At 42.6% G+C, this 21,124-nt stretch carries 15 protein-coding genes and 2 tRNA genes; 16 read left to right on the top strand and 1 reads right to left on the bottom strand.

Going from position 1 to position 21,124, the window contains the following annotated elements; genetic code table 11:
* Nucleotides 1-6: 6 nt before the first annotated feature.
* From whiA to KH172YL63_RS18910, 8 genes are all read left to right on the top strand, one after another.
* Nucleotides 7-954: a DNA-binding protein WhiA gene (whiA, locus tag KH172YL63_RS18945; RefSeq protein WP_173107553.1), complete on the top strand. Its 948-nt coding sequence runs from the start codon at nt 7-9 to the stop codon at nt 952-954.
* A gap of 28 nt (nt 955-982) precedes the next feature.
* The gene (locus tag KH172YL63_RS18940; RefSeq protein WP_173107552.1) at nt 983-1,240 is read left to right on the top strand and encodes an HPr family phosphocarrier protein; all 258 of its coding nucleotides are present in this window, start codon (nt 983-985) and stop codon (nt 1,238-1,240) included.
* 343 nt (nt 1,241-1,583) lie between these two features.
* Nucleotides 1,584-3,191, top strand: a complete 1,608-nt coding sequence (locus tag KH172YL63_RS18935; protein ID WP_173107551.1) for a diguanylate cyclase — start codon at nt 1,584-1,586, stop codon at nt 3,189-3,191.
* 4 nt (nt 3,192-3,195) lie between these two features.
* Nucleotides 3,196-4,251 carry a HEAT repeat domain-containing protein gene (locus KH172YL63_RS18930; RefSeq protein WP_173107550.1) on the top strand — a complete coding sequence of 352 codons (1,056 nt, stop codon included), beginning with the start codon at nt 3,196-3,198 and terminating at the stop codon, nt 4,249-4,251.
* Nucleotides 4,238-5,650: a glycosyltransferase family 2 protein gene (locus KH172YL63_RS18925; protein WP_173107549.1), complete on the top strand. Its 1,413-nt coding sequence runs from the start codon at nt 4,238-4,240 to the stop codon at nt 5,648-5,650. Before KH172YL63_RS18930 ends, KH172YL63_RS18925 begins: the two co-directional genes overlap by 14 nt.
* Nucleotides 5,647-8,871 (top strand): hypothetical protein, encoded by a 3,225-nt coding sequence (locus tag KH172YL63_RS18920; protein WP_173107548.1) that lies wholly within the window; start codon nt 5,647-5,649, stop codon nt 8,869-8,871. Before KH172YL63_RS18925 ends, KH172YL63_RS18920 begins: the two co-directional genes overlap by 4 nt.
* Before the next feature lie 3 nt (nt 8,872-8,874).
* On the top strand, nt 8,875-9,246 hold the full coding sequence (locus tag KH172YL63_RS18915) for a response regulator transcription factor (RefSeq protein WP_173107547.1): 372 nt from the start codon (nt 8,875-8,877) through the stop codon (nt 9,244-9,246).
* Nucleotides 9,233-12,076 carry an ATP-binding protein gene (locus KH172YL63_RS18910; RefSeq protein ID WP_173107546.1) on the top strand — a complete coding sequence of 948 codons (2,844 nt, stop codon included), beginning with the start codon at nt 9,233-9,235 and terminating at the stop codon, nt 12,074-12,076. The genes KH172YL63_RS18915 and KH172YL63_RS18910 overlap by 14 nt, the downstream gene beginning before the upstream one ends.
* A gap of 50 nt (nt 12,077-12,126) precedes the next feature.
* Here the strand turns inward: KH172YL63_RS18910 and clpP are convergent, their stop codons facing one another.
* On the bottom strand, nt 12,127-12,723 hold the full coding sequence (gene clpP / locus KH172YL63_RS18905; protein WP_173107545.1) for an ATP-dependent Clp endopeptidase proteolytic subunit ClpP: 597 nt from the start codon (nt 12,721-12,723) through the stop codon (nt 12,127-12,129).
* A gap of 517 nt (nt 12,724-13,240) precedes the next feature.
* Here clpP and KH172YL63_RS18900 point away from each other — a divergent pair.
* From KH172YL63_RS18900 to KH172YL63_RS18865, 8 genes are all read left to right on the top strand, one after another.
* Nucleotides 13,241-13,312: transfer RNA gene (locus KH172YL63_RS18900), tRNA-Arg, on the top strand.
* Between the two features lie 1,014 nt (nt 13,313-14,326).
* The gene (locus KH172YL63_RS18895; protein ID WP_173107544.1) at nt 14,327-15,415 is read left to right on the top strand and encodes a hypothetical protein; all 1,089 of its coding nucleotides are present in this window, start codon (nt 14,327-14,329) and stop codon (nt 15,413-15,415) included.
* Between the two features lie 314 nt (nt 15,416-15,729).
* Nucleotides 15,730-16,533, top strand: a complete 804-nt coding sequence (locus KH172YL63_RS18890) for a sce7726 family protein (protein WP_173107543.1) — start codon at nt 15,730-15,732, stop codon at nt 16,531-16,533.
* Entirely contained in the window at nt 16,534-17,478 is a 945-nt protein-coding gene (locus tag KH172YL63_RS18885) for a sce7725 family protein (protein WP_173107542.1), read from the top strand.
* A gap of 166 nt (nt 17,479-17,644) precedes the next feature.
* Nucleotides 17,645-17,715 (top strand) — tRNA-Arg (locus KH172YL63_RS18880).
* 688 nt (nt 17,716-18,403) lie between these two features.
* Nucleotides 18,404-19,273, top strand: a complete 870-nt coding sequence (locus KH172YL63_RS21780) for a methyl-accepting chemotaxis protein (RefSeq protein ID WP_269475175.1) — start codon at nt 18,404-18,406, stop codon at nt 19,271-19,273.
* Nucleotides 19,274-19,401: 128 nt separating this feature from the next.
* Nucleotides 19,402-20,742: an RNA polymerase factor sigma-54 gene (gene rpoN, locus KH172YL63_RS18870; protein ID WP_173107541.1), complete on the top strand. Its 1,341-nt coding sequence runs from the start codon at nt 19,402-19,404 to the stop codon at nt 20,740-20,742.
* 53 nt (nt 20,743-20,795) lie between these two features.
* Nucleotides 20,796-21,041 (top strand): glutaredoxin family protein, encoded by a 246-nt coding sequence (locus KH172YL63_RS18865; RefSeq protein ID WP_173107540.1) that lies wholly within the window; start codon nt 20,796-20,798, stop codon nt 21,039-21,041.
* Nucleotides 21,042-21,124 lie beyond the last annotated feature (83 nt).

Here is a 21,124-nt window from a genome sequence, read left to right as displayed (position 1 = left end):
ATGGGGATGTCGTTTGCGTCCGAAACGAAAAAAGAACTGACGAATATTGAAATAAAGGATTGTTGTGCAAATGCAGAGCTGTCCGCGTTGATCCGGATGAATGGGTCATTGTCATTTTCGAATCAAATGCTCGTTGTCAATATTCAAACAGAAAACGCCGCCATTGCCAGAAGAATCTATACATTGATTAAAAAAGGGTACGACACCCCAGTAGAACTTCTGGTACGAAAGAAGATGCGGCTGAAGAAAAATAATGTGTATATCGTCAGAATCAAAGAAGATACGAAGATGATCCTCGAGGATTTGAAAATACTCGGCGAACATTTTACGTTCATTCATAATATAGCGGAAGACTTGATCAAGAAGAAATGCTGCAGGCGCTCGTACTTACGCGGTGCGTTCCTGGCCGGGGGATCGGTGAATAATCCGGAAACATCGTCGTATCATTTGGAAATCTTCTCCCTATATCCTGAACACAACGACGCGTTGTCCGAGCTCATGAATACGTTCGGCTTGAATAGTAAGACGCTCGAAAGGAAGAAGGGCTTCATTACGTATTTAAAGGAAGCGGAGAAGATTACGGAATTCTTGAATATCGTCGGTGCCCACAATGCACTGCTCCGATTCGAAGACGTACGGATTGTAAGGGATATGAGGAATTCGGTGAACCGTCTGGTGAATTGTGAGACGGCCAATTTGAATAAAACGATCGGTGCAGCACTGAGGCAGGTAGAAAACATCAAGTTTATCGAACGGTCTGTCGGACTGCAGATTTTACCCGATAAGCTGCGGGAAATTGCCGAGCTGCGGGTGAATTATCAAGATGTCACGCTCAAAGAACTGGGAGAAATGGTGTCAGGCGGCACCATCAGTAAATCTGGGATCAATCACCGGTTGCGCAAGATCGACCAGCTTGCGGAAAAACTCAGGGCGGGTGAGAATATACAATCCTAATTGTGAACAAAGGGGAGAGAAATTCATTATGGTGGAAAAACAAGTGGAAGTGAAATTAAAGACAGGTCTTCAAGCACGGCCGGCTGCGCTATTCGTTCAAGAAGCAAACCGTTTCTCATCTGAAATCTTCTTAGAGAAAGATGGGAAGAAAGTAAACGCAAAAAGCATCATGGGGTTAATGAGCCTGGCGATTTCTACAGGTGCGGCTATTACCCTTGCCGCAGATGGAAGCGATGAACAAGAAGCAATCGCTGCCCTTGAAAGATTCGTCCAAAAGGAAGCGTAGCATCAACTTCAAACACATATGAAAAACCAATGACCAAGGGAGTAGGTCGTTGGTTTTTTTGTTATGGGAAAAATAATGAAAATTCATGTAAGATGATAAGATTTTACCATTTTATCTATAATATAGGTGGCATTCTGGGAGGAACTGAATTTTTTTGTTACATTGAAGATTCTCATTCCATTATTCCGAAATATTTATTAAGATTAGAGTGAAATAGAGTGTGCTCAGATACTATTAAACTCTCATGTCAGATTGTATAATGAGAGATGTAAAAATGTACGTGTATGACCTGTTTTTAAAGCATACAAGGGTCCAGAGAAATAAATGACAAAGGACGAATGAAATGGAGAAGTATACAAATCATTTTTTTAATAACATAAGAAAGAAGCTTGAGGAATGGGAGGTCGCAGAAACGATCACTCATCAGGAAGTCTACCGGTTTGTGCACTCTTTGGCAGGGTCGGCTTCAATCCTCGGTTTGCATAAAATCGGTGAATCGGCCAAAGGGCTGATGGACAGCATGGACGAAACCGAAGAACGGGAATGGTCCATGAACGATATCAATCATGAGCTGTATGACATCATTGAGTATTGTTACCTTTATGAGGGTGATGCCCTGAAGAGCAAGGCTGTTGAAGGAAAGCAGAAGCGTCAGGGAGATGAGCCGGTCGTTCTCATCATTGATGACGACACGACATTCCTGATGTTCATGAAGGACCGCCTTGAAAGTATGGGGTGGTATGTCGTACCGGTCGCGAATCCTGAGAAAGCAATCATGTCTTATTACGATGTGAGGCCGGACTGCGCCATCATCGATGTGTATATGAACGAAACGAATGGGTTCGAAGTGCTGGACTTCTTCAAGAAAAAGATGAAGCAGCAATTCATTCCGACCGTCATGGTGAGTGTGGACGACAGCAAGGAAATCCGGATGAAAAGCTATTCGATGGGAGCGGATGACTTCATCCAGAAGCCATTCGATTTCGATGAATTCGTCGTACGGGTGAGGAGGCAGCTGGAGCGGAAGAAGCAGATTGAGGAGCTCGTGTTGATCGATGAACTGACACATGTGTACAACCGCAAATATCTTGCGGAAGCCTATGCACAGATCAAGTTTGACTGGGAACGATCAAAGAACCCTTATTGTGTAGCGGTCCTTGATATCGATCACTTCAAGAAGGTGAACGATCAATACGGTCACTTGATGGGGGATCAGGTGCTGAAATCATTCGCCTCCCTGTTAAAAGAGGAGACGAGGGTACAGGATATCGTATTCAGATATGGCGGCGAAGAATTCATCATTCTATTCCCGAATACGCCACTGAAAGATGCCTACGGATACTTGAACGCACTGAGGGAAAGCTTCAGCCACCAGGTGTTTACGGAGGATGAATCATTCACTTGTACATTCTCGGCAGGATTGACCGAAATATCAGATGTGAATAAACCGTTTGAAGACTGGCTGAAGGTTGCGGACACTGCCCTTTATGAAGCAAAGAACAGCGGAAGGAACTGCGTGAAGATCGATTCGAATATAAGCGGCAATCAGCATCTGAAAATGATCAAAGTCGCGATTGTCGATGATGATCCGATCATCCGTACAATCATGACCGATATCGTGTCCAAGCTTCCAAGGGAAGAAAGTGTGGAATATGATATCCATACATTCAAAGACGGCGTGTCCTTCCTGGAGTCACAATGGCACCAGGAGAGTGCTTGCCTCGTGATCCTCGACGGCGTAATGCCGCGGATGGATGGACTCGAAGTGCTGGAACAGCTCCGCAAGAAAAAGGACACTGACAGATACAAAGTATTGATGCTGACCTCCAGGAAGAGCGAAAAAGACATTTCACGTTCTCTCCAGCTAGGTGCGGATGATTATATGACAAAGCCTTTTAAACTATTAGAGCTTGAAGCCCGGTTAGGTCAACTATTAAAAAGGATGAGGTAATGAAGTGTTCAGAACAGAAATATTCTATTTTTCTATCGGTTTGATCAGTCTTCTAAGCCTGTTGATCCTGTTGTTTCTTTATCTGATTGCCAAGAAAGCAATTGAAAACAACAAAAGGAAAAGGGTGGAGGAGTATAAAGAAGCGTATCGGCTGAAATTATTTCATTATATAAATGAAAACAAAGAAGAAGCGTTCCCGGCCGAACAGTATTCTCCTCTTCAACTGCAGGCATTGGTCGAATTATTGGCCGGCTATTCAAAAGCCGTTGCCAGTGAAGATCTCCAGGAAAGGATCCAGCAGTTTGCCGACCGTCACTTTACTGATTTTATACAATCCGGATTGAAGCACAGGCGATGGAGCATTCGGATGAATGCCTTGTACTGGGTGGGGGATTTCAAGATGAAGTCGATGATCTCCCAGCTTGAGGAGGTCCATTCTTCTTCAAGATTGACTAAAGGAGAGGAATTGCAGCTATTGAAAATCGGCATCCTCCTTCAAGATGAATCGATTGTGGAGAAGATGATGGATCCTGTCCATGATCTGACTGAATTTGAGTACAGCACATTGTTTCAATCCCTGAATCATGAACAATTCACATACCTGTTGATGCGTTTTACGGAATTGTCCGATCGTATGAAGCATGCGATGATCGATGCGATAGGCCTTCGCAACCAAATTGAATTGGGTGATCTGTTGGAAGAAAAACTGGAGGATCCATCATTGGAGATCAGGATCCGCTCCTTGAAAGCCCTTGTGGAGATGGAATATTACATACCGCTCCCTAAATTGAACACATTATTGCAGTCGGAGTCCTGGCAGGTCAGGCTGATGGCAATCAAGGCATGTGAATATATCCGTACGGAAGAACTGACTGCGTCCCTTATCGCATTGATGGGTGATCGTTCTTATTATGTACGCTCTCAAGCTGCCCAGGCACTGTTGCGGGCAGACAAAGGAAGAGGCATTCTTGAGGGAATTGCTGCAACGGCTGAAGATGACTACGCCCGTGATATGGCAGAACAATGGTTGGAAAGGGGGATGCCAAATGAGGATCTCTGAACTATGGGGGGATATCCTGGTGGGAATCGGATGGTTCGTCCTGATTTATATGATCATCGTCATCTCCTTTTACACGATATTGCTCTTTATCTCACTCTTTCAGTTGAGGAAAACATATGAGCTGGATGAATGGGAACCATACGAAGAATTGCTCCATCTGTCCCAGACCAAGCCGGTGTCAATCCTGGTGCCTGCCTACAATGAATCGGTGGGGATCATGGCAACGGTCAGGTCACTATTAAGCATTGAATATCCTGAATATGAAATCATCATCATCAATGATGGATCGACAGATGATTCACTGGAGAAGCTCATCGAGACCTTCCAGCTGAGAAAGCTCAAATGGGTCGTGCGCCAGCAGCTGGAAACGAAGCAGATCAGAGCAGTCTACCAATCGAAGCTGTATTCCAATCTGATTGTGATCGATAAAGAAAATGGCGGGAAGGCAGACGCCTTGAACGCCGGGATCAATGTATCCAATTACCCTTACTTCTGCTCAATCGATGGAGACTCGGTACTCGAACGGACCGCCTTCTTGAAGGTGATGAAGCCGATCATCGAGTCAGACGGCGAGGTGATCGCGTCCGGTGGAAGTATCCGGATCGCCAATGGCTGTGACATCGAAAGCGGTGAAATCATCAAAGTAGGATTGTCCCGATCACCCCTCGTCATCATGCAGGTGATCGAGTATTTACGGGCATTCCTGATGGGGAGAATCGGACTCAGCCGACACAATCTGCTCCTGATTGTATCAGGTGCCTTCGGCGTATTCTCCAAGCGTTGGGTCGTAGATGCCGGCGGGTATTCCCATACGGTCGGTGAAGATATGGAGCTCGTCGTCAGACTCCATCGCTATGTGAAAGAACAAAAGGCAGACAAGAAGATCGTCTATGTCCCTGACCCGGTCAGCTGGACAGAGGCGCCTGAATCAATGAAATTTCTGCGCCGTCAACGGAGCAGGTGGCACCGTGGGCTGTTTGAGAGCCTGTGGATCCACCGCCGCCTTCTCTTTAATCCGAAGTATGGATCGATCGGCCTCGTGTCGATGCCTTACTTCCTGATCATCGAGTTCCTTGGCCCGCTCGTCGAATTGACAGGATATATCGTGATGATCCTTTCCCTGTTTCTCGGCGGGGTTTATCTTGAGTTTGCCATTCTATTATTCTTATTATCCATCATCTATGGATCCATCCTGTCGATGGCAGCCGTGCTGCTGGAGGAATGGTCGATCCGGAAGTATCCGAAAGTTTCAGATATTGTCCGGCTGTTCTTCTACTCTTTAACAGAAACATTATGGTACAGGCCATTGACGGTTCTGTGGAGATGTGAAGGCATCCTCGATGTTCTCCGAAAGAAAAGAGGATGGGGAGAAATGACAAGAAAAGGAGTTTCAAAATGAGAAAGCTTAAAGTATCCGGATTGATTTTGTTCATCATCGGGGTTGTCCTGGTCGTTTCCTCTCCATTCTGGCTGTGGCAGTTAAAGAGTGAAAAGAAATTGAATATGCTGGTGATCGATAAAACGGTCCCGGATGACACCTACCGGGAGCATAAAGGCTTGATGTGGCTGTTGAATCAACAGAAATATGTCCAGTCGAACGGGGAGCCGTACCGTCTGAAAGAAGACTACGTCGGCTTTGTCCCCGGTAAAAAGAAGGAATACAGCATCAAAGAATTCCCTTCTTCCTATGACAAATATGATGCTGTCTATGTGGCAGATACATATGGTGTGTATGAAGATGAGTATTATAATGAGACCGTTTCAGGAGAACGGTCTTCAAAAATTTATGGCGGTATGACCGATGAGGATATCGAAGCCCTGCATACGATGGCGATGGATGAAGGAAAAACAATCATTGCCGAGTTCAATTCGATGGCCCATCCGACCACGGAAGACGTCCGCTCAAAATTTTATGGCCTGTTCAATTTAGAATGGTCCGGCTGGATCGGACGCTATTTTCCGGACCTTCAAAGCAGTGAAGTCCCTCAGTGGGTAAGGGATAACTACCAAACCCAGACCGGAAAAGCGTTTGATCTGACAGGTCCGGGATATGTCCTGGTGGATGAGAGGGACCGCCTCGTCATCCTTGACGAAAAAGACATTGGCAAAAAAGGGGTCGTCTTCAAGACGACGGCATCAGGAGAAGAGGCGTTTGGTGAGAGCATCAGCGTACCGTATTCATATTGGTTCGATATTGTAGAACCGATCAATCCGGATCAAGTGCTGGCGAATTACACCCTCTCCCTTACCGACAGCGGGAAAGAAACGCTGCGGGGATTGAATATTCCTGAAACATTCCCTGCGGTTGTTCATCAAAAGAACCGGTCATACCAAACGTATTATTTCTCAGGAGACTTTGCCGATCAGCCTGAAGTTCCGAATCTCTATCAAACGACAGGCTTCTCCACTTGGAGGAAATGGACCGAATCATCAAGTCCCGATAACCTTTCACAATTTTATTGGAAAGCGTATACCCCGATGATGTCGAGCATCCTTGAAGATCTGACAGAAGAAAAGAAAGAAACCCAATCGGCCGGAATCAAATCTGAAAAAGGCATCAAGCTTGCCGGAAAAACAGGTACTGATTACATTCAGGTGAATCAAGATGGAAAGTGGGAAAACCTGCTCATCAAAGGCGTGAATATGGGGATCGCGAAACCAGGGTCGTTCCCTGGTGAGACAGCCATCACGAAAGAGGAGTATTTCCGCTGGTTCAAACAGATCGGAGCGATGAATGCCAACTCCCTCAGGATCTATACGATCCATCCGCCTGCCTTTTATGAGGCGTTCTACGAATACAATCAGATCGCCGAGAAGCCTTTGTACCTTTTTCACGGCGTATGGGTGAATGAAGAAATCTTCCTTGATTCCAAGGATGCCTTCGCGAAGGAAAACAGTGAGGAATTTCTGGACGAGATGAAGCGGACGATCGATATCGTTCATGGAAATGCAGAGATACCAGAACGTAAAGGCCACGCTTCCGGCACGTACCAGTATGATATTTCACCGTATGTACTCGGTTGGATTTTCGGGGTCGAGTGGGATCCCCAGGTTGTACTGGATACAAATAATAAACATCGTAACCTTGAAGATATAAAAGGCACGTACATCCAAACGGAAAATGCCCAGCCGTTTGAAATCTGGCTTGCCGGCATGATGGATGAAGGAATTGAGTATGAAACAGAAAAGTACCAATGGCAACGCCCCGTCAGCTTTACGAACTGGGTGACGACGGATCTGTTGACCCATCCGACCGAGCCTTCTGAGACCGAGGATATGGTGACGGTTGATCCGAATGTCATGAAAGGGACAGAAGCGCTTCATACAGGGCTGTTCGCATCGTATCATATTTACCCATACTATCCGGATTTCCTGAACTACGAACCGAAGTATGTCGATTATATCGATCACCGGGGAGAGAAGAACAACTACGCAGGCTATCTCAATGATATGAAAAGAGTCCATACGATGCCGCTGTTGGTTGCCGAGTTCGGCGTGCCCGGCTCCAGGGGATTGACCCACCGCAACGTGTACGGAATGGACCAGGGACATCACTCTGAGAAAGAACAGGGAGACATCGACCGGAAGTTGTTCGAAGACATCAAGGAAGAAAAGATGGCCGGCGGACTTGTGTTCACCTGGCAGGATGAGTGGTTCAAGCGGACGTGGAACACGATGGACTACGATAATCCTGACAGGCGCCCATACTGGTCAAACGCACAGACCAATGAGCAGCAGTTCGGGATGCTGAGCTTCGACCCGACTGCAGACAGGACGGCGATGATCCATGTGGACGGCAGGAAAGCGGATTGGGAGTTGAAGGGTGTGAAACCGTCTTTCAAGAAGGACGGTCACGCATTATATGTCACAAGCGATGAGCGATACGTTTATTTAAGGATCGATTCTGACAATCCTTCACCAGACAAGGAAACGTACCTGCTGTTTGATACGGTAAAGAATCAAGGTCAATCGACGCTTCCTGATACAAAAGGCGTTCAAACCTCGGGAGTGGACTTCGCCCTTCAAATCAAAGGCGAGGAAGAAGCCCGCATGTGGGTGGACAGCTATTACGATACGTTTTATTACCATTACGGCCACGTGCTGGATATGATTGAGAAACACGATTATGCAAACAAGAAGGACAATGGGGTTTATCATCCCATCCGTCTCACATTGAACAAAGAGCTTACGATTCAAGGCAAAGAAATTCCGTTCCAATCCTATGAAACCGGTGTGATGCAATTCGGTACCGCCAATACAAGTGATCCCGATTATAACTCCCTCACCGATATCAGCGTGAACAGCAAAGATGATGGATACGAGCTTCGCATTCCATGGGCGCTCCTGAACATCAAGGATCCGAGCATGAAGGAAGCAATGGGGGACATCTGGGGTGAAAAAGGTATTCAAAGCAGCCAGGTGTTGGACGGGATCCATATCGGTCTCTATGAAACAGACGGAAAAGAATCCTTCTCCTACCCTGCTATGAACGGGGACGAGATGGATGAAGGAGATTACATCCACTATACATGGGATGCATGGGATGAACCGTCTGCCCATGAAAGACTGAAGCAGTCGTATGATGAAATGAAGAAAGCATTCGAAGAAAGAGGGGATTGACCCGTGGCAAAGATTTTAATAGCGGAAGATGAAGAAGTATTGAGGATGTTATTGGTTGATACACTTGAAGACGAGGGGCATGAGCTTGATGAAGCGGCTGACGGGCAGGAAGCCATCAATCAGATCATGGAAAATGATTATGACCTCATTCTATTGGATTATATGATGCCCCTGTTCACAGGTCTTGAAGTGATCGAACAAGTCAGGAAGGTACCGGAGAAGGCAGGTGTGAAGATCATGATGGTATCTGCAAAGAGTCAGCAGTCAGACAAGGAACGTGTCCTTCAGTCCGGGGCCGATTACTTTGTGGCAAAGCCATACAGTCCGCTTGACATCGTCCAACGAATTGAGGACATTTTAAATGAAGAAAGCTAAACATTACTTTCAGACGAGCCTGCGCAATCAATTCATCGGATTGATGAGCAGTTTCATCCTTATTTTCCTTGCCGGTTCCATTTGCTTATTTGCATACGACCGGTATATCACCAATGAATATCAGGAGCAAAAAGTCCTGTTGGATCAAAAACAAGAAGTGGCAGAACAGCTGGACCGCAGCTTCAAAAAAGCATTTTTCGATGCCCGGGGATACATTGCCTTTGGCAGACAGGAATTTAAGGACAGCATATACAGCGAAGAAGAGGTTGTGCTTGCTTCCATCAAGAAATTGAAGAAGCTTTCCACGGATGAACAGGATGTAAAATTCGTGAACGATGCAGAAGAATTTGCTTCATACTATTTCGATATTTTGGTGGAAAACGCCTTTTATAATTTTGAAAATGACGACATAGAAGCAGTAATGCGGGCTTCAGAGGATGGAGCGACAGCCACGATCAATACGTTCCAGAAACAACTGGATCAGTATAATGACTCGCTGCAGGAAGCAAGCATCGAAGAATATGAAGCAGTCAAAATGAAAGAAACTTACAGTCAACAGGCATTTGTCCTGTTCATCTTTATCATGCTCCTCGTCCTGATGAGAATGATGAGGGTCATTGCAAGACAAATCGGTCTGCCATTGAATGAAGTGGCATCTGCTGCGGAGAAGATTTCAGAAAATGAGAGCTATCAGCAATGGTCATTTGCCAATGAGCGGAAAGACGAGATCGGCAAATTGTCGAGAGCATTTGAAAAGATGATTTATAAAATACAGGAAAAAGAAGAGAGTCTCTTGTCACAAAATGAAGAGTTGGTGGCACAGCAGGATGAATTGGAATCACAACAGTCGGAACTCGAGCACCTCCTTGCAATCACAAAAAATCGGGAGCAGCAGCTTGAGCGACGTAATGAGTTCATCCACGGCATCTCAACATCACTGAACAAACAGAAAGTCCTCGACAGCATCGTAAGGAGCATGAGCAGGGTGATGGACGCTTCCTGCGGGATGATCGTCCTGATGGATGAGCAGGATTCCCATGCGGCCTTCGGGATATCAAAGTCGGGTGTGAGTCAGTTCATCGAATATATGGACAACGGCATACACCAGCGCTTATTCGAGACAAAGAAAGCCTTCACCATCAAACGTGAACTTGGCGTCGAGGAAAAAGGGTACCATGAAGGGACGTTATATTCCTATGACCTCTTCATCCCGATCCTTTCCCCGAATCTCGAAGTGGAAGCCGTGATGGTGTTCAGCCGTTTCGGGCAGGACTTCGATGCACAGGAACTTGATGAATATATGAGCCTTGCCAAACAAGTATCGATCTCTCTTCAGAAAATCCATCTTTTTGAAGAATCAGAAAAAGATCGCCGGATCACCCAGGATATTCTCAGCAATATCCAAGAAGGAATCCACCTTGTGGACAGACAGGGAAATACGTTATTAATGAATGCGACCTTATCGAAGGTCATCAATGGTGATTTCGACCTTCTGCAGAAGGCGACCTATAAAGAATGGAAGCAGATGCTGCTCCCACAGGTTGAAGATGAAGAAGGCATGAATCACTACTATGAAATGGTGATGACCCAGGAAGTAAGCGGAAAGAACGTCCACACTTACCACCTGAAAGATACAAAGAGGGTCTACCAGGTATACTCTGAACCTCTTTATCGCGGGGAAGATCATGTAGGTACGATCTTCGTCCACCGGGATATTACGAAGGAATTCGAAGTAGATCAGATGAAATCTGAATTTGTCAGCACCGTCAGCCATGAATTGCGTACGCCGTTATCCAGTGTCCTCGGATTCACCGAACTGATGCTGACAAAAGACTTGAAGCCTGAACGGACGAAGAAATATTTAACGACAATCTACCAAGAGGCCAAACGCCTTACGTCCTTGATCAACGACTTCCTTGACGTACAACGGATGGAATCGGGAAGACAAACGTTTGAAAAAAGGTATGAAGATCTCACCCCGATCCTGGAAACAGTGATCGAAAACCAAAAAGTGAATGCACCATCCCACCAATTCGTGATCGAAAAAGAAACCGACTGTACGATCGTCCTCGGAGATAAAGATAAATTATCCCAGGCGTTCACAAACCTGATCAGTAATGCGATCAAGTATTCTCCTGACGGTGGCCATATCTTTGTACGCCTGCGTGAAGACGATGATCGGATTCACATCGATATCGAGGATGAAGGCCTTGGCGTGCCAGAGGAAGCGATCCCTAATCTGTTCACCAAATTCTACCGGGTCGACAACTCAGACCGGAGAAGGATCGGTGGAACAGGACTCGGACTCACCATCGTGAAGGAAATCGTCGAGACCCATGAAGGATCGATTCATGTCTCATCAGAACTTGGTGAAGGGACGACATTCACGGTAACATTGCCGGTCGTGACGATGGAAATCTTCAAAGAGGAAGAGCAGTGCGGAAACGGAATGGAGATCATGGTCATTGAAGATGACGTGAATCTTGCCACACTGCTGCGTACAGAACTCTCTGAAAGCGGCTTCCAAGTGCAGCATACGAAATCCGGTAAAGAAGCATTGGAAAAAATGAAAGAAATCAATCCATGTGCCATCGTCCTAGACATCATGCTCGAAGGAAATATGTCGGGCTGGGATGTACTTGAGAAAATCAAAGAAGATGAAACACTATCTGAAGTGCCGATCATCATCTCATCTGCCCTCGAGGAGAAGGAGAAAGGCATGACATTGGGAGCGAATGAATATTTGGTGAAGCCTTATCAGCCAAGTAAGCTTTCGAAGACTGTCCTTCATCTCCTGTTGAAAAACGGATTGAAAGACGAAATCCAATAAAAATCAAAAAGAACCCGCTCACGTCTTTCCGTGAGCGGGTTCTTTCATCATTATTTGTTGTTCATTTCATTGCGCGTGATGATGCGGTCAATCAATCCGTATTCAAGCGCTCTTTCAGCTGTCATGAAGTTATCACGGTCTGTATCCTTTGAAATCACTTCAAGTGGTTGACCTGTGCGATCAGCAAGGATTTGGTTCAGTTTTTCACGAAGGAATAGAATGCGCTTTGCAGCGATTTCGATTTCCGTCGCCTGACCCTGTGCGCCACCAAGTGGTTGGTGAATCATTACTTCAGCATTTGGCAGGGCAAGACGCTTGCCTTTAGCACCAGCTGCAAGAAGGAACGCACCCATTGACGCCGCCATACCGATACAGATCGTCTGTACATCAGGCTTGATGTATTGAATTGTATCGTAGATGGCCATACCAGCCGTGATGCTTCCACCAGGAGAGTTTATGTAGATTGAGATATCCTTCTCCGGGTTTTCCGACTCAAGGAAAAGAAGCTGTGCCACGATGGAGTTTGCCACATTATCATCAATGGCGCTTCCAAGCATGATCACACGGTCTTTCAACAGGCGTGAATAAATGTCATACGCACGCTCACCGCGGTTTGTTTGTTCAATTACTGTAGGAATTAAATTCATCCTCGTTCCTCCTTAAATATCCTTTTTATTGTTTAGAATACCATATTCACTTTGTACTGTAATCATACACCCATGGTCAATAAAGGTCAAACTAAACGCTTCCAATATTGACTTGTATATAAATCCTTTCTACATGATACCCATAGATACCTTTTTTAAACAGAAATCCTTTAGATAAAGGGAGGAGCATTCTGTAATAAATTAAGTGTGGGATGTGGACCGTTTCATTCCGCTGCAGGCACTTGCTTTCCGGCGGGGCGTGAGTTGAGCCTCCTCGGGCTTCGCCCTGTGGGGTCTCAACTTCCCGCTAGTCCCGCAGGAGTCAAGTGCCTTCCGCTTCATTCCACTCTGTGGTTTTTGACTAGGATATTAGAAGAGGGTTATAGGCCTTTTATAATTTCATACGTCTCATAACTTATATGATGAGGAATCCTCTGAAAAAGATAAATTACAATATCTATTGCAAACAAGCAATATCTACCTTATAATATATATTCGTGACGGATATTTATTACATGCCCTCGTGGTGCAACGGATAGCACGTAAGATTCCGGTTCTTAAAATGGGGGTTCGATTCCCTCCGAGGGCGTACCAAAGACCTTGTGTTTGTTGATTAGATCAGCAGGCATGGGGTCTTTTTTTGTTTAGTTTGTTTGGGGGCTTTTCAAATGGTTATACCACGCATTGGAAGGAACAAACATGTCAAGAAGAAAAGCAACGACTTGCTCAAAGGTATTAAATTCGTAAGTTCCAAAGAACGATCAGAAATCTAAAGGTTTTCAGACGGTTTCAAAAGAGTTTTTAAGGCATTGGACGATAAAAGGAATTTCACCAGATACAGTTAAGTTTTATGACAAGGAGCTTAAAGGATTATTTAAAGCGTTTCATGAAATGGAAATATCGTTGGTTGATTTTTACAAATTGCAGCCTGATGAGGTTTTGAGTGGACTGAAAGTATGTTGAAAAATAAAAGAGTCGTCTTTTCAATTAGCGCTTTAAATATGGCATAAAGTAGAGGTGAAGTAATTAGTGCTCCACATATATTTCAATTTGTTGGACTTTTTGACTTTGCTATCATGTTAACCTTGCTCATGTGGGACTTTCCTTAAAAGAATTATGTTCTCTAAAGGTTCAAGACTAGTTGTTTGATGGTTATGGAGAGGTCAAAATTTCACACGTGAAGAATAGGTGAGCGTGACGAATACCCATTACAAAGAGACTTAAAACAGTTTAAAAAGCTTATTGCGAGGAGATCAGTACCCTTGAGAATGATGCTTTGTTTGTAAGTCTCGATCTAATACGAAAGCGATATACAATAAATTTACCCCTCTCTTAGTGATATCAGGGGAAGTAATATTAGAATGTCAATTATGGGTGGATAAGATATTATAACTGGTTTATAAAAACGGGATATCGAAATGTGTATGTTAGTATATTTAATGTTTTTGTGTAGGGAGTTCATGAAATTAAAAAATCTTTCAACATAAAAAATATATCTCTCAAATGATTAATCTAAAATTAGTTAAGGTACGAATTGAACCTTCCAATATTATGGGAAAATGGATAAAATAGAATTAGTTTTTAATTATGGGGGTGGGGTCTTTTGGAGGAGTTTTTCAGTTTTGTATCTACATCCGAATTTAATACAACGATTGCAATTCTTTCAGTCTTATTAACTATAGGCTTTTTTTCTGTACAAGAAGTAAGGCAAAGAAAGCATAGCACAAAAGAAACAATTCGATTAACAGAAGAACTTGTTAATCTTATCATTCGTAATTCAGTAAATAAAAACCTAAATATATCAAATATTAATCTTACATATATGCTTGAAGGAATGATGATTTCAAAGAATTTTAACTTAAGGCATAATACAGAACAAATATTAAAAATGGTGTATGCTAAGGTTTATGAAAACGAACATATTAGTATTGATGTACGGCCAAGTTTATTGTCCGAAATCGAAGATAGGATTAATAGTTTAATGTATGAAGAAGTTGATTTGCCTTATAATAGTGATAAAAGAAGTGTCTGGTCGTTATCTATTTCGATTGTAGCAGCTGCAGTGATATCATTAATACCTTCTTGGATTATCGGATATGTAGAACCAAGTAAGGGGGTAATAAGTAATTCTTTATTATTAATATTAGTATTAGCATTTATTGTGGCTTTTCCTCTGGTAATTATAAAAGTAATACAGCCAATAGTTAGAAATTATAAAATTACAAAACAAAATGCTAATCCAGCTAATGGTAACCAAATTAGCATAAATACAGTCCCTACATTCCCATCGTTAATTAATGATACTCATAGCTCATCTGTTACCGACAAAGAAATAGATTTTAATAGTTTAGTGGAGGATGGACCAACTGTAATTGAAGTTTTTAAACAACGGTATATCCTAGAGAATTTAATAAATGAATTAATAAGAAAAACTCTTAAAGACCATCAAAAGTATTTCTCTCCCGTTAAGTCATTAATGCTTTTACGTGATAATAATATTATTGGGATCGAATTCTATCACAACTTAAGAGAATTATTAAGGTTTGCAAATTCTGTTGTACATGAAGGTACAAGTCAACATATCAAATCAAACTATATGGAAGAAATTATAAATAAAATGAAATTAGAAGCAATTGTACTCAAGAGATTAATAGAAAGTGAACCTGGAAATGACCATACTAAATCAGCTTAGATTTTTATTAGTAGAAAACTTGCTTATAAAGGCAAGTTTTTTTATTACTATTTGAGCGTTCTTATAGGGTGACATTTCCATATATATATTAATCGCATCATTAGAGAATTTTGACTGATGATTTCGTTCCAATTGGTGTGCATTACGAGACTTGTTCAATGGATTCAATTGGTGTTATGTACGTTAATTCTAATAAACTTCATCACAAGTCATAAAGTGAATTTAGTGTTTAGGCGCTGTTCTTTTAATAATGATATGGTATTATTTTCCAGAGTAAAATACCTATGAATTACATGAAAGAAATGAGTGGTTAGATGGAAAGTGCAAAGTTTAATGAATGGTTTAATAAAAAAACTATTACAAAACTAATTGAAAAAGATATCGATGAGAAAATATCCAATCAATTAGTTAACTCCAAAAGCTTATATAAAGAAATGGAATCATCTTACAGGAATGAGTTTTTCTACAAAAACACCCTTTTTAATAAGTATGTTTTAGGGACGTATAGTTTAAATACAACAGTGGCTTTAAGTGAATTTGAGATTGATAATTCAAAGGCAGATTTTGCAATAATTAATAAGAAAAAATCTTTTGTTGTAGAAATAAAAACCGACTTAGACACATTAGACAAATTGATATATCAAATTGAAGATTATTATAAAGTCTTTTCTTTAGTGTATGTACTAACTTCGGAGAACTACTATTATCAAGTTTACCGCTTAGTTAAAAATACAAATGTAGGAATTATGGTATTAACCAAAAGAAACACTATTAGTATTAGAAAATTTGCAAAAGAAGACTTCAGTAAATTGAAACATGAAAATCTTTTCAGGCTATTAAGGAAGGAAGAGTATGAGGACTTAATTAAAAAACAATTTAAGGAGGTTCCAGATGTAAAACCTATCTTCAGATATGCGACTTACTTAGACATGTATAGACAATTAGGATTAGAAAAATCCCAAAAATTAGTATTTAATGAGATTTTAAGGAGGGTAAATGGAAATAATGTAGAATATTTGAAGAGAGTGCCTTTGGAATTAAGGTGGCTAGTTTATCAATCACATTTAAATCGTGAAAAATTTGAAAGGCTCTTAAACAATCTACAAGGGGGCATTTAAATGTATTTTCCGTTTTTACGAGGTAAACAGCACGAGTTATTTGCATTAAGGGATTTGAAAGATTCAAATGTTTTATCAGGTGAAATATTACCAGTTATCGAACCAGTTAAATATTCAACACAGTTGGTTAGTACAGTAAAAGGTTTACTTGATGATAATCGAAAATTGATTATGATAATGAACCCTAGTGTTGGGACATTTGTGGACGACTTAAATGACAATGAAGAACTAATGGAAGAAATTTTAGAGCTTATGGGACACAGGAATGCAACTATTGGTTACTATTTGAACTCAAATGCAGCATTAGAAGAATTGCCTCAACTTGTTAACAGATGTAATAGAACCCTGGATGAGACAGCTGTTTTTCACAGTGATTTAAGATATTTAGACATCTATGAAGTAATGTTTGCTGAACATGAAGCAAAGTATAATTTTATAGCTGATATCAAGCCCCTCAAAAGACGATTTGCAAATAATAACGGAGTCATTCTAAGAGATTCTTTTATTAAACGTACACCTAACGCTGAATATTTGAATCATCAGGTTGAATGGTTTTCTTCAGACCATTTAGACTTTGAACAAGAAGGATTTTTGGGTTTTTCTGATTATTCTATCGTAGGGGAAGAATATACTGAAAGCGGATTTGGGGCTAAAGCTGTTGCTTTTCATATTCTTTATCCAGATGAAGCGAAAAATTTATGGGTGAGGCATTTTGTCTCAGATTCAAATGAAAATCGGGCAGACCAAGCGGGTAAGTTCGGGGAAGCCCTTTATAAATTCGTAGATTGGTATAACCAAAATGAAACAGCATTAATTAATACCGAAGGAATAAATGAATTATTAGACTGTTATAAAAATGGAAACTATCCTGGTCTAGGTATGCTGAAACGTTATTCGATTAAACATCATTTAGAACTTGTTGGTAACATGTTGGTGAAAGTCTAAAATTTATAAAATAAGACTTATTCTTAAATGAATAGGTCTTATTTTGTTGTTATCATTTATTGCCATCATAGAGAGAGGGTTTAACACACATTGAAAATGCTCAAACAAACTTAAACATCTGAAACCCCTCGGTATAATAACTTTGTCAAAATCCGAAGTCCGAAAATGGGTGCAACGGATAGCACGTAAGATTCCGGTTCTTAAAATGGGGGTTCGATTCCCTCCGAGGGCGTACCAAAGACCTTGTGTTTGTTGAGTAGATCAGCAGGCATGGGGTCTTTTTTGATTTAAGATGCTTGGGTGCTTTTCAGTTGTTAATACCACGCAACGAATAACACGCATATATGTATGCAGATATGACACAGGTACAAATTAATAGATGTACTTTTGAAGAGCGATTATGTTTGTGAAAGATTTACAAGTATAGAGGTCTTTTGCTTTGAAAGTTTTATTAGATGCTCAATATTAAAACGATTCTAGTACTAATGTCTGGAGAGCACCACACCCCTGCCAGTTGATTGGAGCGGAAGGTGCTCGACTCCTGCGGGAAACGCGGGAAAGTTGAGACCCCGCAGGGCGCAGCCCGAGGAGGCTCAACTCACGCCCCGCGGAAAGCGAGCACCTGGAGCGGAAATCAACTGGCGCTACATTCTCCATACAGGAGACAACCTATCACCCACAACAAAATATTTCCCTCTATATAAGCACACCCCAATTCGCAAATACCTCCGACTATGTGAAATAATATCCACAACCATATACCTATCTCACCCAAACAACGACGCTCAAAATTTTCTATTATCTCCTCCATGATGCATAATAGTATATTAGTAGCACTGCAAAGGAACGATTCTGCTTTGCTGTATAAGGTTATGAATCTACATAAAATTTCACAATAAAACAATAAGAATGAAGGTGCTGGACTTTGACAATCGTATCCCCTGCAATAAGAAACGGATTAACCAATGAAGATAATCAGATTCACCCTGTATTAGATTCCTACTTGAAAGTGATCCCTATGCTTCATGCGATGCTTCCTGATATCGCGATTGGGATCACGAATCGGGAAGAATGGATCGCATATTATCCAAGCCAGAAGATCGATTTGGGTGTGAAGCCTGGACATAAGATCGATCCGAGAGAACCTTTGGCGGACTGCATCAATCATAAAAAAGTGATCAGAACCGAGGTGGATGAAGAGTTTTTTGGTTTTGCTTTTACGGGCCTTGCGAATCCTATCATCCATGAAAATAAAGTCGTGGGTGCGATCGCCATTCAGCTTCAGGAGCATAATGAAAAGGAGTTGCTGCGCATCTCTGACCAGATGGTGACGTCGATTACCCAGGCGAATCAAGGGGTGGCCGTCATTGCAAAAGGAGCGGACGAGCTGGCGGAAACGAGCAGCACTCTCCTTGATCAATCAAAAAAAGCAGCAGAAGAAGTCAAGAATACCGATGAAGTGTTAACGTTCATTAAACGGGTGGCTGACCAAACCAATCTGCTTGGATTAAATGCTTCGATAGAGGCTGCCCGTGCAGGCGATATGGGCAGAGGCTTTGGGGTAGTGGCAAATGAAATCCGGAAATTGTCCAATGAGACGGTTACTTCGACGGAGAAGATACGAAATACGTTATTGAATATTCAAAATTCTATGGATGAAATTGCTTCTTCCATAGAAAAGGTCGTGACGGTAGGGAAAGAGCAAGCATCTTCTACGGATGAGATCGCTGTATTCATAAATGAAATTGAAGAAATGAGTAAGAAGTTGAATTCTTACGCGTCAGAATTGTTATAAGGAAAAAGCCAAGGCTTCTGCCGAAAAAGGAGCCTTGGCTTTCTTTGTCTTTCATACGTTATCCAGTATATTCCCATTAACGAACCACCATTTTTATTGTAGAATAAATGAATGGGAGGTTATGAATCATGAATTTGAAGGCAGGACTTTTTCAAAATCAACAATTAAAACTTCAGATGACGCAGCAGCTTTCACAGGCGATCACCATCCTCCAATACTCTACGATGGAACTGAACGCTTTCTTAGAAGCAAAGCAGTTAGAAAATCCCCTCATTCAACTGGAGCCCCCCAAGCAAGGCCCCCTTCATCAACGAGAACCTCAAAGTTACAAACAGACTGGCGGCAAGAGTCGTGAGAATACAGTGGATTGGTATGAATATGTATCGGTTCCAAAGGGATCGATGTCAGATGCGTTAACGGTTCAATTAAATTTGAAATCGCTTACTTATGCAGGCCGTAAAGTAATGGAAGAGTTGATAGACAGCCTGGACGACAATGGGTACTTACGGATCGATGAGGACTCCTTCATGAGAAAGCATGGGATTGATTATCATGTTCTTGAATACTATATTCACAGTTTGCAGGAGATGGAGCCTGCCGGGGTTGGGGCGAGAAGCCTGCAGGAGTGCATCTCCCTGCAGCTGGAGCGGAAAGCGGGCGTCCCTCCGCTGGTCAAGAAGATAGTGGATGACCATTTTCAGGCATTCGCCGAAAAGAAGTGGAAAGGAATTGCGAAGGAGCTCTCTGTTCAGCTCAAGGAAATCCAGCGGGCTGCCGATTTCATTCAGCGCTGCAATCCGAGGCCGGGATCGATCTATACATATGATATATCTGAGTACATCACCCCCGAGCTTGTCGTAGAAGTGATCGACGGTAAGGTGGCTGTTTCCCTGAATGACGGGACGACGGTCCACGTTGCTTATAATAGGGAATATACCGATTTTCTCAAAGATCATCCGGATAAAGAGGTCCAGTCCTACCTGCAGGAAAAGGAACAGGACTTCAAATGGCTGCTTCAAAGCCTCAGGCAGCGGAAACAGACGATCCTCAAAGTGGGCAGGGTGCTTGCCGACAAGCAGCGGGCATTTTTCCTGAAGGGGCCGACTGCCCTGCAGCCGCTGACGCTCAGGCAGGTGGCAGATGAAATCGATGTGCATGAATCCACAATCAGCCGGGCTGTGAAAGGGAAGTATATGCAAACGGCATACGGGATCTTCGAACTGAAGTATTTCTTCACCACGGCGATCAAATCGGTTAACCTCGAGGAAGCAGAAGGGGCTTCTGCAACGGCTGTGAAAAACGAGCTGCAAAGATTGATTCAGGAAGAAGATAAGAAAAAGCCCCTATCAGATCAAAAAATCGTCAATCTCCTTCTGGAGAAGGGTTATGATGTCTCAAGAAGGACGATTGCAAAGTACCGGGATCAATTAGGGATTGTGTCTTCGACGATGCGCAAGAGGTATGAATAGGGAAGGGGAGTGCTGAACCTGCATAAACCATCCTAAAAAAGTGAGGTACGACCATGAATACAGTCACATTCTACACACGTTCACAATGCGGGCTTTGTGAAGATGCGAAGCTTACATTAAAACTGGTACAGGATGATATAGGTTTCGAGATAAAGGAAATCGATATCGATGGCAGTGATGAACTGACAGAACGTTTCGGCCTGATGATTCCCGTTGTGGAAAGGGAAGGCGAGATCCTTCAGTATGGGCAAATTGATTATTTTACACTAAGCAAGCGTTTACATGAAAAAACCCCGTAGTTTCTAGTTGAATTAAGATTCATACCCTGCTAAAATTAAATTTGAAAGCAGGGATGAATTTTTTTTGGAGGTAGTGGGACATA

Source organism: Bacillus sp. KH172YL63 (assembly GCF_011398925.1).
Classification (GTDB): domain Bacteria; phylum Bacillota; class Bacilli; order Bacillales; family Bacillaceae_B; genus Rossellomorea.
This window is presented reverse-complemented; position numbering and strand designations above follow the sequence as displayed.

Coding starts and splice junctions, on each gene's coding strand:
- whiA (WP_173107553.1), top strand. CDS start 7: ATGTCGTTTGCGTCCGAAACGAAAAAAGAACTGACGAATATTGAAATA.
- KH172YL63_RS18940 (WP_173107552.1), top strand. CDS start 983: ATGGTGGAAAAACAAGTGGAAGTGAAATTAAAGACAGGTCTTCAAGCA.
- KH172YL63_RS18935 (WP_173107551.1), top strand. CDS start 1,584: ATGGAGAAGTATACAAATCATTTTTTTAATAACATAAGAAAGAAGCTT.
- KH172YL63_RS18925 (WP_173107549.1), top strand. CDS start 4,238: ATGAGGATCTCTGAACTATGGGGGGATATCCTGGTGGGAATCGGATGG.
- KH172YL63_RS18920 (WP_173107548.1), top strand. CDS start 5,647: ATGAGAAAGCTTAAAGTATCCGGATTGATTTTGTTCATCATCGGGGTT.
- KH172YL63_RS18910 (WP_173107546.1), top strand. CDS start 9,233: ATGAAGAAAGCTAAACATTACTTTCAGACGAGCCTGCGCAATCAATTC.
- clpP (WP_173107545.1), bottom strand. CDS start 12,723: ATGAATTTAATTCCTACAGTAATTGAACAAACAAACCGCGGTGAGCGT.
- KH172YL63_RS18890 (WP_173107543.1), top strand. CDS start 15,730: ATGGAAAGTGCAAAGTTTAATGAATGGTTTAATAAAAAAACTATTACA.
- KH172YL63_RS18885 (WP_173107542.1), top strand. CDS start 16,534: ATGTATTTTCCGTTTTTACGAGGTAAACAGCACGAGTTATTTGCATTA.
- rpoN (WP_173107541.1), top strand. CDS start 19,402: ATGAATTTGAAGGCAGGACTTTTTCAAAATCAACAATTAAAACTTCAG.
- KH172YL63_RS18865 (WP_173107540.1), top strand. CDS start 20,796: ATGAATACAGTCACATTCTACACACGTTCACAATGCGGGCTTTGTGAA.